The organism is Stenotrophomonas sp. HMSC10F07 (assembly GCF_001807895.1).
Taxonomy (GTDB): Bacteria; Pseudomonadota; Gammaproteobacteria; order Xanthomonadales; family Xanthomonadaceae; genus Stenotrophomonas; species Stenotrophomonas sepilia.
The window spans coordinates 15,308-27,586 of sequence record NZ_KV791460.1 but is presented as its reverse complement, the minus strand read 5'-3'; the positions used below and the strand labels follow the sequence as shown (position 1 = coordinate 27,586).

Genomic DNA, 12,279 nt, shown 5'->3' with positions numbered 1-12,279 from the left:
CCAACCCACGGATAGCCCGCTTTTGACGTTGACGTTGACGTTGATTCTGCAGGTGCAGGGCTGCAAGCCCTGCCGAATCCCTAGAACGGAGTCGCGGACTCGAACGCGAGCGCTTCGCCCGTCGCCGGATGGGTGAGCCGGAGGCTGCGCGCATGCAGGTGCACGCGTGGCGCCGGTGCGGCGTCGTACAGCACGTCACCAACGATGGGATGGCCGAGACTGGCCATGTGCAGGCGCAACTGATGGCTGCGGCCAGTGATCGGCTCCAGCGCCACGCGCGTACGCTGCGCTTCAACATCACGCGCCAGCACGCGCCAACGCGTCAGCGCCGGCTTGCCGCGCTCATGGTCGATCATCTGCTTCGGCCGGTTCGGCCAGTCCACGATCAGCGGCAGATCCACGTCGCCGGCATCGCCTTCAAGCAGCCCCTCGACGACCGCTTCATAGCGCTTGCCAACCCGGCGCTGCTCGAACTGCATCGACAACGCCGCCTGCATGTCCTTGCCACGCGCATGCAGCAGCAGCCCGGAAGTTACCTGGTCCAGGCGGTGCACGGTCAACGCATCCGGGTACAGCGCCTGCAGGCGCGCGACGACGCAGTCCTGGTTCTCGGCGCTGCGGCCGGGCACGGACAGCAGGCCGGGGGGCTTTTCAGCCACCAGCAGCGCGTCGTCGATGTAGTGCAGATGGATCATCCGGCTCTGTATCCGTCCAAACAGAAACGGGGAAGCCGAAGCTTCCCCGCTTTCTGCGTACCGACCGGAGCCGGTACCGCCTGCATCAGCCCAGCAGGTGGGCGACGCCGGCGCGCTCTTCTTCCAGCTCGGCCAGGGTCTTGTCGATGTACTTCTGGCTGAAGTCGTCGATCGGCAGATCCTTGACCAGGGTGTACTTGCCGTTCTCGGTGGTCACCGCGAAACCGAAGATCACGCCTTCCGGAATGCCGTAGGAACCGTCGGACGGCACGCCCATCGTGACCCACTTGCCGTTGCTGCCCAGCACCCAGTCACGCACGTGGTCGATGGCGGCATTGGCGGCCGAAGCGGCCGAGGACGAGCCACGGGCTTCGATGATCGCCGCGCCGCGCTTGCCGACGGTCGGGATGAACGTGTTGGCGTTCCACTCCTGGTCGTTGATCGCATCGGCGATCGAGGCGCCGTCGGCGGTGGCGAAACGGTAGTCCGGGTACATGGTCGGGCTGTGGTTGCCCCACACGACCAGCTTCTCCATGCCGCCGACCGGCTTGCCGAGCTTGGCCGACAGCTGGCTCAGCGCGCGGTTGTGGTCCAGGCGCAGCATGGCGGTGAAGTTTTCCGGCTTCAGGTCCGGGGCCGACTTCATCGCGATGTAGGCGTTGGTGTTGGCCGGGTTGCCGACCACCAGCACCTTCACGTCGCGGCTGGCGACCTTGTTCAGCGCCGCGCCCTGGGCGGTGAAGATCTTGGCGTTTTCCAGCAGCAGGTCCTTGCGCTCCATGCCCGGGCCACGCGGACGTGCGCCGACCAGCAGAGCGATGTCGGCGTCCTTGAACGCGACTTCGGCGTCATCGGTGCCAACCATGCCGGCCAGCAGCGGGAACGCGCAGTCTTCCAGCTCCATCATCACGCCCTTCAGGGCGGCCTGGGCCTTGTCGACCGGCAGTTCCAGCAGCTGCAGGATGACCGGCTGGTCCTTGCCCAGCATTTCGCCGGAGGCGATGCGGAACAGCAGGGCATAACCGATCTGGCCGGCGGCGCCGGTCACGGCAACACGAACGGGTGCTTTCATGGGGGTTTCCTCTTGCTTGCAAGCGTTTGATGGGACGCCGCGGGCATGGCCACGCAGGCCGGGCAGGCGGCGGGGAACAGGGAAACGGCCACCCGTGGGTGGCCGTTTCGAAGGGGGTCAGGCGGCGAGGTGCTTGTTCCACTCCGCGACGCGGTCGGCCTGGGCGGCCAGCACGGCGTCGACGTCGCCTTCAAGGGTGATCGAATGGATCACGTCGCCCTGCTTGACCGAATCGACGATGGCCTGGCCTTCCAGGACCTTGCCGAAGACGGTGTGGCGGCCGTCCAGCCAATCGGTCTTGATGTGGGTGATGAAGAACTGGCTGCCGTTGGTGTTCGGGCCGGCGTTGGCCATCGACAGCGAGCCGACCTCGTGCTTCACGCCATTCTTCTCGTCTTCGAACTTGTAGCCCGGGCCGCCGGTGCCACGACCCTGCGGGCAGCCGCCCTGGATCATGAAGTCGGCGATCACGCGGTGGAAGATCAGGCCGTCATAGAAGCCGTGCTTGACCAGGTTCACGAAGTTGGCCACGGTCAGCGGCGCCTTGTCGGCGAACAGCTCGACCTTGATCGGGCCCTGGGTGGTGTCGAAAGTGGCGATGAGGGACATGAAGATCCTTGGTGCAAAGGGGAATGCGTCTAGCCACCTAGTTTACACCTGCCTCGTGGCGGCGGTGCCTTCGACCATCGGTGGAGCCCCCGCCTTCAGCCAGCGGAAGGTGAGCCGGGGGCCCCGTCCTGGCGACCTCGGCCGAAGCGGCGGACAGCCAGCTGAATGGGCCGCTGGGCCGGCGTGAAATCCACCTTTTCGCGAATCGTCAAGTTCGACGTATAATGTTGGACTTCTTTTTCCAAATCCGGCGCCGACTGGCCCCCTTTCGTATGTCCATCGAAAATCTTCGCAACATCGCCATCGTCGCCCACGTCGACCATGGCAAGACCACCCTGGTCGACCAGCTGCTGAAGCAGTCCGGCACCCTGTCCGAGCGCACCGTCCTCGCCGAGCGCGTGATGGACAGCAACGACCAGGAAAAGGAACGCGGCATCACCATCCTGGCCAAGAACACCGCCATCACCTGGGAAGACAAGAAGACCGGCATCAAGAACCGGATCAACATCGTCGATACCCCCGGCCACGCCGACTTCGGCGGTGAGGTCGAGCGCGTGCTGTCGATGGTCGACACCGTGCTGATCCTGGTTGATGCGATGGACGGCCCGATGCCGCAGACCCGCTTCGTGACCCAGAAGGCCTTCGCGATGGGCTTCAAGCCGATCGTCGTGGTCAACAAGGTCGACCGTCCGGGCGCCCGTCCGGAGTGGGTGATCGACCAGGTCTTCGACCTGTTCGACAAGCTCGGTGCCACCAACGAGCAGCTGGATTTCCCGATCGTCTACGCCTCGGGCCTGAACGGCTACGCGGGCCTGGAAGACACCGTGCGCGACGGCGACATGACCCCGCTGTACGAAGCGATCATGCAGCACGCGCCGAAGCCGGAAGTCGACCCGGAAGGCCCGTTCCAGATGCGCATCAGCCAGCTGGACTACAACAACTTCGTGGGCGTGATCGGCATCGGCCGCATCCAGCGCGGCACCCTGAAGAAGAACATGCAGGTCGCGGTCATTGACCGTGAAGGCAAGAAGCGCAACGGCAAGGTGCTGCAGGTGCTGGGCTTCATGGGCCTGGAGCGCATCGAGCAGGATTCGGCCGAGGCCGGCGACATCGTGGCCATCTCCGGCATCCAGGAGCTGACCATCTCCGACACCATCTGCGCACCGGACTTCCCGGAAGCCCTGCCTGCGCTGACCGTCGACGAGCCGACCATCTCGATGACCTTCCAGGTGAACAATTCGCCGTTCGCCGGCAACAAGGACCTGTCCGGTGGCAAGTTCCTGACCAGCCGCCAGATCAAGGACCGCCTGGACCGTGAAAAGGTCCACAACGTGGCCCTGAAGGTCGAGCAGCTGGAAGACGCCGACAAGTTCCTGGTCTCCGGCCGTGGCGAACTGCACCTGTCGGTGCTGATCGAGAACATGCGCCGCGAAGGCTACGAGCTGGCTGTGTCGCGCCCGGAAGTGATCATCAAGGAAATCGACGGCCAGCTGATGGAGCCGATCGAGCAGCTGGTGGTGGACATCGAAGAAATCCACCAGGGCGGCGTGATGGAAAAGCTGGGCACCCGCAAGGGCCAGTTGAAGAACATGGAATCGGACGGCAAGGGCCGCGTGCGCCTGGAGTACCAGATCCCGGCCCGTGGCCTGATCGGCTTCCAGAACGAGTTCAAGACCCTGACCCAGGGTTCGGGCCTGCTGTTCCACGTGTTCGACCACTACGGCCCGAAGGAACAGGGCGCCATCGCCAAGCGCATCAACGGCGTGATGATCGCCAATGCGCCGGGCGTCACCCCGGCCTACTCGCTGGGTCCGCTGCAGGAACGCGGCAAGCTCTTCGCTGCCGAAGGCGACAACGTGTATGAAGGTCAGCTGGTCGGCATCCACTCCAAGGACAACGACCTGACCGTCAACGCGATCAAGACCAAGCCGCTGACCAACATGCGCGCTTCGGGCAAGGACGATGCGATCCAGCTGACCCCGGCGATCAAGTACTCGCTGGAACAGGCCCTGGACTTCATCGAAGACGATGAGCTGGTCGAGATCACCCCGAAGGAGATCCGCCTGCGCAAGAAGTTCCTGACCGAAAGCGATCGCAAGAAGGCTTCGCGCGGCGGCTGAGCCTGCACCCCGTGAACCAGAGCGGCTACAACCCGGATCCACACCGGCATCCGGGCCTGCACGTCATCGCCCTGCTCGAAGCGAGCAAGGCGTTGCTGGCGCTGTTGGCCGCCACCGGGCTGGAAGTGCTCGGACCGCAGCCGCTTCGGCACGGCATCATGGTCCTGATCCGGCGTTTCAGCCTGGATCCGGACCATGGCACCCTGCCCTCGCTGCTGCATATGATCAGCCCCGACGCGGTCCACCTGGCCGCGGCGGGGATGATCGGCTACGGCCTGCTGCACCTGGTCGAAGCCTGGGGCCTGTGGCGGGCCAAGGCCTGGGCCTCCTGGCTGGGCTGCCTGACTGCCTCGCTGTACCTGCCCTTCGACATCTTCGCGATCATCCGCCACCCCGGCTGGCCGTCGTGGACGATCCTGGCGATCAACCTGATCGTGGTCTACGTCCTCGCCCGCGATCTGCGCAAGCGCCACCGCTGAGCAGCGGCTACACTGGGGATTGGAGCCGACCAAGCCGCCCCATGCGCCCGTCCTTGCCGCCTCTGCTGACCTGCCTGCTTGCCACGCTGCCTGTGCTGCTTTCGGCTGGCTGCAGCCCGGCCACGCCCAGCGCGCATGCGGCCGAACCCGCGAGCCGCAACGTGCCCTTCCCGTACGCCGAAACCGATGTCACCGACCTGCAGGCGCAGATGACCGCCGGCGAGCTGGACAGCGCCACCCTGGTCCAGGCCTACCTGCAGCGGATCGCCGCCCTGGATCGGGCCGGCCCCCGCCTGCGCGCGGTGATCGAGCTCAACCCCGATGCCCTGAAGGAAGCCGCCGAACGCGACCGCGAGCGCCGCGATGGGCACCTGCGCGGCCCGCTCCATGGCATCCCGGTATTGCTGAAGGACAACATCAACGCCGCACCGATGGCCACCAGTGCCGGCTCGCTGGCCCTGCAGGGGTTCCGCCCTGACGATGCGTATCTGGTGCGGCGCCTGCGCGAGGCCGGGGCCGTGGTGCTGGGCAAGACCAATCTCAGCGAATGGGCCAATTTCCGCGGCAACGATTCGGTGTCCGGCTGGAGCGCGCGCGGTGGCCAGACCCGCAATCCCTATCGCCTCAGCCACTCGCCTTGCGGCTCCAGCAGCGGCAGCGCGGTAGCGGTGGCCGCCAACCTGGCCAGCGTGGCGATCGGCACCGAAACCGACGGCAGCATCGTCTGCCCTGCGGCGATCAATGGCATCGTCGGCCTCAAGCCGACCGTCGGCCTGGTCAGCCGCGATGGCATCATCCCGATCTCCTTCAGCCAGGATACTGCGGGGCCGATGACACGCAGCGTCGCCGACGCTGCGGCCGTACTGACCGCAATTGCCGGCCGCGATGATGCCGACCCGGCCACCGCAACCATGCCCGGCCGTGCGGTGTACGACTACACCGCGCGGCTGGATCCGCAGGGACTGCGTGGCAAGCGCATCGGCCTGCTGCAGACGCCGCTGCTGAAATACCGCGGCATGCCGCCACTGATCGAACACGCCGCCACCGAGCTGCGTCGGGCCGGTGCCGTCGTGGTGCCGGTGGAGCTGCCCAACCAGGGCGCCTGGGCCGACGCCGAACGCAAGGTACTGCTGTACGAGTTCAAGGCCGGGCTGGAGCGTTACTTCAGCACCCACCGCGCTCCCCTGCACAGCCTGGCCGAATTGATCGCCTTCAACCAGGCGCACAGCAAGCAGGAGCTTGGCCTGTTCGGCCAGGAACTGCTGGTGGAGGCCGACGCCACCGCCGGCCTGGCTGACCCCGCCTACATCCGCGCACGCAGCGATGCGCGCCGGTTGGCGGGCCCGGAAGGCATCGATGCGGCCCTCGCCGCCCACCAGCTCGACGCCCTGGTCGCGCCGACCACCGGCGTTGCGTGGCCGATCCGCAGCGAAGGCGACGACTTCCCCGGCGAGAGCTACAGTGCCGCCGCCGTCGCCGGCTATCCCAGCCTCAGCGTGCCGATGGGCCAGATCGATGGCCTGCCGGTCGGCCTGCTGTTCATGGGCACCGCCTGGAGCGAACCGAAGCTGATCGAAATGGCGTACGCCTACGAACAGCGCACCCGCGCGCGGCGGCCACCGCACTTCGGCACCGACACGCTGATCGACGCCGGCGAGCCTTGATCCCGGTAGTGCCGGCCGCTGGCCGGCGCTACCGTTCGGGTTCCGGCTCCATCGGCACGATTGCCGCCTCACCGTCTTCAGCCCCCGGCGAACGCACATCTGCAGTGCGTGTACGAGGACCTCGCGGCATGTCCAGCTCGTCTGCATGCTGCAGCCGCGCACGCAGCTGCGGCAGCGAGTGCGGATGCTCACGCGCGAGGAAATCGAGCATGCGCTCGCGTACCAGGCAACGCAGGTCGAACGCATCGCCCGAGCTGCGCGCACTCACCAGCAGGCGCACCTGGATCGCACGCTCGCTGGTTTCGGTCACCTGGGTCACGCAGACCCGGCCATCCCACAACGCTTCGCCCCGGCAGATGCGCTCCAGTTCAGCACGGATCGCCGCAATCGGGGCACGATAATCCAGCCACAGGAAGGCTGTGCCGAGCAGGTCAGCGCTACGCCGCGTCCAGTTCTGGAAGGGGTTCTCGATGAACCAGGTCAACGGCACCACCATCCTCCGCTCGTCCCAGATGCGTACCACCACGTAGCTGCTGCCGATCTCCTCGATGCGTCCCCACTCGCCCTCGACGATCACCACATCGTCCAGCCGGATCGGCTGGGTCACTGCAATCTGCAGGCCAGCGATCAGGTTGCCGAACACTGGCTTTGCGGCGATACCGGCCACCAGGCCGATGAGGCCCGCCGAGGCCAGCAGCGCGGCGCCGATCTTCTGCACCATGGGGAAGGTCAGCAGCACCAGCGAAGTGCCCAGCACGATGATGCCGCCCATCAGCACGCGGCTGAGCACCCGCGTCTGGGTCTGGATGCGGCGCGCTTCCAGATTATCGGAGACATCGATGGGATGGCTGCGCAGGATGGCCCGCTCACCCGCTGCCACTGCGCGTACCAGCAACCAGATGAAGCAGGCGGTCAGTGCGATATGCAGCACCCGTTGCAGGTTGCCCAGAAGGGGATCCTGCAGCGGCGTGGCCTGCAACGCAGGAATCAACAGCAGCAGCGGCCATGCGGTGGCCATTGGCAGCCCGAGCACACGCCCGATGCGCGCGCGCCGCCGATCACGCCCTTTCAGCCGATGATAGATCCACAGGATCAGCCACGCGCCGATACCGCCCACCACCACGGCCAATCCCAACGGCCATGCGTAGGCCTGTGCGCTCTGCCAGTGCACCCTTGTCACCTCCAGTCGAACCGCCAAGTGGACAGCCTCGCGCATGGCACATGAGCGTCACGTCAGCCGTTCGTAAGAAGGGTGTTGGTCGGCAGGGCTCGCAGCCCTGCACCTGCCAGAAGCCGAAGCAACGGCAACAGCAATAGCAACAGCCGAAGCTGGCATTCCGTGGGATCGCGAGGTGGGTCCGGTTGCGGGAGACGCCGTAAACCCAACCATGGGGGCTTGGCCGCGGCATCCATGCCGCGGACACTCCCGCAACCGGACCCACCCCGCCTTCGACAGATTCTTGCAACCTGCCGGGTACTGCTTTCTGTAGAGCCGAGCCATGCCAGGCTCAAATCTCACAGATATCGAAATATTCGATTCCATTGGAAATTCATCCACGCATCGCGTGGATCTACCGTGTCGACCAAGGTCGACACCTACCAGCAGCCGAGTGAACCTGTCGAAGGTGGGGCGGTGTCGGGGTGCGGGGTGTCAGCCGCATGGATGCGGCTGCCAAGCTTACAGGGACGTACTTGCGGCGTCCCCGCACTCCGACACCGTTCCGCCAACCCACGGATAGCCCGCTTTTGACGTTGACGCTGACGTTGACGTTGCTCTGGCTCGTAGCAGGTGCAGGGCTGCAAGCCCTGCCGAAAAATCCTTACCGCACCAGCTCCTGCTTGCGCACGATCGCCATCGCGATCTCCAGCGACTGCTCGTAGTTCAACCGCGGGTCCACCGTCGAACGATACGCACGCTCCAGGTCGCGCTCGGTCAGTTCGCGCGCGCCGCCGATACACTCGGTCACGTCCTCGCCGGTCAGTTCCAGATGCACACCGCCCAGGCGCGTACCGGCGGCCGCATGCAGATCGAACGACATCTCCACCTCGCCACGCACGTTGTCGAAGCGGCGTGTCTTGAAACCGTTGGCGGTGCTTTCGGTATTGCCATGCATCGCATCGCACACCCACAGCACGCGGCGACCATCACGCTTGACCGCGTCCAGCAGCGGCGGCAGTTTCTCGGCGATCTGCGTTGCGCCCATCCGATGGATGAAGCTCAGGCGGCCCGGCTCGTCATGGGGGTTGAGCACATCGATCAGGCGCAGCAGTTGGTCCGGTGTCACCGACGGGCCCACCTTGATCGCAATCGGATTGCGCACGCCACGCAGGTACTCCACGTGCGCGCCATCGAGCGCGGCCGTACGCATGCCGATCCACGGGTAATGCGTGCTCAGGTTCAACCAGCCCTGCTGGCGCGGCACCTGGCGGGTCAACGCCTGCTCGTAGGGCAGCAGCAGCGCTTCGTGCGAAGTGTAGAAATCGATGCGGTTGAGGTTGTGCACGCGGGCCCCGGCCAGGGTCTCCATGAAGTGCACCGCATCGCCGATCGAGGCCACCATCTTCTGGTACTCGGCCGCCAGCGGCGAGTGGCTTACCCACTCCAGGTTCCAGTATTCGGGGTGGTGCAGGTCGGCGAAACCGCCGTCGATCAGCGCACGCACGAAGTTCATCGTCATCGCCGAATGCGCGTGGGCCTGCAGCATCCGCTTCGGGTCCGGCAGGCGTGCTGCCTCGGTGAAGGCCGGCGCGTTGATCACATCGCCGCGGTAGCTGGGCAGGGTCACGCCATCGCGGGTCTCGGTGTCGGCCGAGCGCGGCTTGGCGTACTGGCCGGCGAAGCGGCCCACGCGGATCACCGGCTGGCGCAGGCCGTGCACCAGCACCAGGCTCATCTGCAGCAACACCTTCAATCGGTTGGAAATGGTGCCCGATTCGCAGTCGCTGAAATTCTCGGCACAGTCGCCGCCCTGCAGCAGGAAGCGCTTGCCTTCCTGGGCCTCGGCCAGCTGCTGCTTCAACGCCAGGATCTCCCACGAGGTGACCAGCGGCGGCAGCCGCTTCAGCTCGTGCAGAGCGGCGTCCAACGCCACCGGGTCCGGGTAGGTCGGCATCTGCAGCGCGGTCTTGCCACGCCAGCTCTCCGGCGACCAGGCAGCGCCAGCGGTGGTCGCGTCGGAATCGGAGGCGGGCGGAACGGCGGACAGGCTCATTGCAGACTTCCGGGGTGGGGGGCGGCCATGGTCGCAGAGCCAGCCGCTGACGCAAAGGCCCACCCCCACCGCCCCGGCCACCTGAACGGCAGGGAAAGGCCAACGCCAGCAGCCAGATCCGGCATGGCCGGCCGCACGGGACAGGCGCATGATTTGTTACGGAGTAACACTTGCACGTCATGGACCGGCCCCTTCCACGCCCAGCCGCCCCCTCTCTCACCATGAAGCCCTCGCCCCTCGCTACCGGTATTACCTTCGCCCTGGCCTTGGCCAGCCTGCCCGCCTTCGCCGCAACGGCCGACGACACTTCTTCCTCCGTCAAGGATCTGGACGCGGTCACCGTCCACGCCCAGCTCGACCAGGCCCGCAACGCGCTGTCGCCGGACATCGGCAGCAGCCAGTACCAGATCACCGCCGAGGACATCCAGAAGCAGCCGCTGGGTGCCTCCGCGCCGCTCAGCCAGGTACTGCTGCAGGCCCCGGGCGTGGTCCAGGATTCCTATGGCGGCGTGCACGTGCGCGGCGACCACGCCAACCTGCAGTACCGCATCAATGGCGTGCTGCTGCCCGAATCGATCTCCGGCTTCGGCCAGACACTGGATGCACGCACCATCAAGAGCATCCGCCTGATGGATGGCGCGCTGCCGGCGCAGTTCGGCGAGCGCACCGCTGCAGTGGTCGACATCACCACCCGCAATGGTGCCGGGCTCGGCAATGGCGGCAGCGCCGGACTGACCGCAGGCTCGTTCGGCAAGATCAATCCGAATGCCTCGTGGTGGGGCAACCAGGGGCGATGGAGCTGGTTCCTGACTGGCAACTACGACCAGAACGAGGTTGGCCTGGAAAACCCGACCCGCTCGCGCACGCCGCTGCACGACGACACCCACCAGGGCAAAGCGTTCGCTGACCTCACCTACCTGGTCAACGAGAACACCCGCCTGAGCGTGTTCGCCGGCTTCGCCAACAACCGCTTCCAGATCCCGGTCAACCCCGGGCAGACCCCGCAGTTCGGTTACCTGGACACCACCACCTTCGACTCCAGCCAGCTGGATGAAACCCAGCGCGAAACCACCCGCTTCGGCATGCTGGTGCTGCAGGGCGCGCTGGGCAGCACCGCCTACCAGCTGTCCGCCGGGCAGCGCTACAGCGATGTGGCGTTCAACCCGGATGTCATCGGCGACCTGGTATTCAGTGGCGTCGCCTCGCAGGTGCAGCGCAGCAACCGCGCCAACACGCTGCAGGCCGATTTCTCCACCCCGCTGGGCAACGACCACACGCTGCGCTATGGCCTGTACGGCAACTACGAGAACGCGCGGGCCAGCAACAGCAGCTGGGTGTTCCCGGTCGATGACGCCGGCCAACAGTCCAGCACCACGCCGCTGCTGATACCTGACCGCAGTGCCTTCCATGCCAGCACGCTGGCGTTGTACGTGCAGGATGAATGGAAGATCGGCGACGACTGGACCGTCAACTACGGCCTGCGCGGCGATCGCTACAAGGCCTTTGGCCACACCGAGGGCCAGCTCAGCCCCCGCGTGGGCGTGGCCTGGAATGCCAGCGACAGCACCACCGTGCATGCCGGCTATTCGCGTTACTTCACGCCGCCGGCCAGTGAGCTGATCGCCAGCAGCGATATCGCGCTGTACGACGGCACCACCAACCAGCAGCCGAGCGGCGGCAACAACACGCCACTGGCCGAGCGCAGTGACTACTACGACATCGGCGTATCGCATCAGCTGGGCGAACACCTGACCCTGGGCTTGGACGCGTACGACCGCCGTGTTGCGCGCCTGCAGGACGAAGGCCAGTTTGGTGCCGCCTACATCTATTCGACGTTCAACTACCGCCGCGGCCATATCCGTGGCCTGGAGTTCAGTGCCGACTACAGCAACGGTCCGTTCAGCGCTTACGTCAACGCGGCGTACAACAAGGCGATCGGCACCCAGGTCATCACCAGCCAGTACAACCTCGATCCAGAGGCGCTGGCCTATGTGGCCAACCACTGGATCCACCTCGACCACGACCAGAAGCTGACCTCATCGGGCGGCTTCAGCTACGCCTTCGCCGGCCACAACCGGGTCGGCGCCAACTACGTGTTCGGTAGCGGCCTGCGTTCGGACATCGAGGGCGTGCCCAACGGCGGCGAGCTGCCATCCTACCTGCAGGTGAACCTCAGCGCCGGGCACGATTTCAATGCCGACAGCGGGCATCCGCTGCACGTGCAACTGGCCGTGATCAACGCATTGGATCGCAGCTACCAGCTGCGCGATGGCGGCGGTGTTGGCGTTTTCGCGCCGCAGTGGGGGCCGCGCCGTGGCGCCTACCTGAGCCTGCAGCAGGATTTCTGAGAACGGACCGTGGTAGTGCCGGCCGCTGGCCGGCATCTACGGGAACGCTGCCATCGTTCATGGGGTTGCCGGCCAGCGGC

9 protein-coding genes are annotated in these 12,279 nt (G+C 66.0%); 4 read left to right on the top strand and 5 right to left on the bottom strand.

Annotation, left to right across the window (positions count from 1 at the left end):
- Positions 1–80: 80 nt before the first annotated feature.
- From HMPREF3114_RS19955 to HMPREF3114_RS19945, 3 genes are all read right to left on the bottom strand, one after another.
- Entirely contained in the window at positions 81–695 is a 615-nt protein-coding gene (locus tag HMPREF3114_RS19955) for an RluA family pseudouridine synthase (protein ID WP_053501051.1), read from the bottom strand.
- A gap of 85 nt (positions 696–780) precedes the next feature.
- Positions 781–1,767 carry a malate dehydrogenase gene (locus tag HMPREF3114_RS19950; RefSeq protein WP_005415428.1) on the bottom strand — a complete coding sequence of 329 codons (987 nt, stop codon included), beginning with the start codon at positions 1,765–1,767 and terminating at the stop codon, positions 781–783.
- Positions 1,768–1,884: 117 nt separating this feature from the next.
- The gene (locus HMPREF3114_RS19945) at positions 1,885–2,376 is read right to left on the bottom strand and encodes a peptidylprolyl isomerase (protein ID WP_005408225.1); all 492 of its coding nucleotides are present in this window, start codon (positions 2,374–2,376) and stop codon (positions 1,885–1,887) included.
- A gap of 272 nt (positions 2,377–2,648) precedes the next feature.
- Between HMPREF3114_RS19945 and typA the strand changes: the two genes are divergently transcribed.
- The 3 genes from typA to HMPREF3114_RS19930 are packed head-to-tail and all read left to right on the top strand — an operon-like array spanning position 2,649 to position 6,639.
- Positions 2,649–4,496 carry a translational GTPase TypA gene (gene typA / locus HMPREF3114_RS19940; protein WP_005415427.1) on the top strand — a complete coding sequence of 616 codons (1,848 nt, stop codon included), beginning with the start codon at positions 2,649–2,651 and terminating at the stop codon, positions 4,494–4,496.
- A gap of 11 nt (positions 4,497–4,507) precedes the next feature.
- Positions 4,508–4,975 (top strand): DUF2127 domain-containing protein, encoded by a 468-nt coding sequence (locus tag HMPREF3114_RS19935; RefSeq protein WP_049414692.1) that lies wholly within the window; start codon positions 4,508–4,510, stop codon positions 4,973–4,975.
- Between the two features lie 41 nt (positions 4,976–5,016).
- Positions 5,017–6,639: an amidase gene (locus HMPREF3114_RS19930; protein ID WP_069138926.1), complete on the top strand. Its 1,623-nt coding sequence runs from the start codon at positions 5,017–5,019 to the stop codon at positions 6,637–6,639.
- 28 nt (positions 6,640–6,667) lie between these two features.
- Here HMPREF3114_RS19930 and HMPREF3114_RS19925 read toward each other — a convergent pair whose 3' ends face one another.
- Entirely contained in the window at positions 6,668–7,855 is a 1,188-nt protein-coding gene (locus HMPREF3114_RS19925) for a mechanosensitive ion channel family protein (protein WP_265328980.1), read from the bottom strand.
- A 604-nt stretch (positions 7,856–8,459) separates the two neighbouring features.
- Positions 8,460–9,851, bottom strand: coding sequence for a class II 3-deoxy-7-phosphoheptulonate synthase (locus HMPREF3114_RS19920; RefSeq protein ID WP_005415423.1), 1,392 nt, complete (start codon positions 9,849–9,851; stop codon positions 8,460–8,462).
- A 221-nt stretch (positions 9,852–10,072) separates the two neighbouring features.
- Between HMPREF3114_RS19920 and HMPREF3114_RS19915 the strand changes: the two genes are divergently transcribed.
- Positions 10,073–12,199: a TonB-dependent receptor gene (locus tag HMPREF3114_RS19915; RefSeq protein WP_070490509.1), complete on the top strand. Its 2,127-nt coding sequence runs from the start codon at positions 10,073–10,075 to the stop codon at positions 12,197–12,199.
- Positions 12,200–12,279: the final 80 nt, after the last annotated feature.

Bases quoted from the DNA above. Each gene is read 5' to 3' on its own strand.
- HMPREF3114_RS19955 (WP_053501051.1), bottom strand. From the start codon at position 695: ATGATCCATCTGCACTACATCGACGACGCGCTGCTGGTGGCTGAAAAG.
- HMPREF3114_RS19950 (WP_005415428.1), bottom strand. From the start codon at position 1,767: ATGAAAGCACCCGTTCGTGTTGCCGTGACCGGCGCCGCCGGCCAGATC.
- HMPREF3114_RS19945 (WP_005408225.1), bottom strand. From the start codon at position 2,376: ATGTCCCTCATCGCCACTTTCGACACCACCCAGGGCCCGATCAAGGTC.
- typA (WP_005415427.1), top strand. From the start codon at position 2,649: ATGTCCATCGAAAATCTTCGCAACATCGCCATCGTCGCCCACGTCGAC.
- HMPREF3114_RS19930 (WP_069138926.1), top strand. From the start codon at position 5,017: ATGCGCCCGTCCTTGCCGCCTCTGCTGACCTGCCTGCTTGCCACGCTG.
- HMPREF3114_RS19925 (WP_265328980.1), bottom strand. From the start codon at position 7,855: ATGCGCGAGGCTGTCCACTTGGCGGTTCGACTGGAGGTGACAAGGGTG.
- HMPREF3114_RS19920 (WP_005415423.1), bottom strand. From the start codon at position 9,851: ATGAGCCTGTCCGCCGTTCCGCCCGCCTCCGATTCCGACGCGACCACC.
- HMPREF3114_RS19915 (WP_070490509.1), top strand. From the start codon at position 10,073: ATGAAGCCCTCGCCCCTCGCTACCGGTATTACCTTCGCCCTGGCCTTG.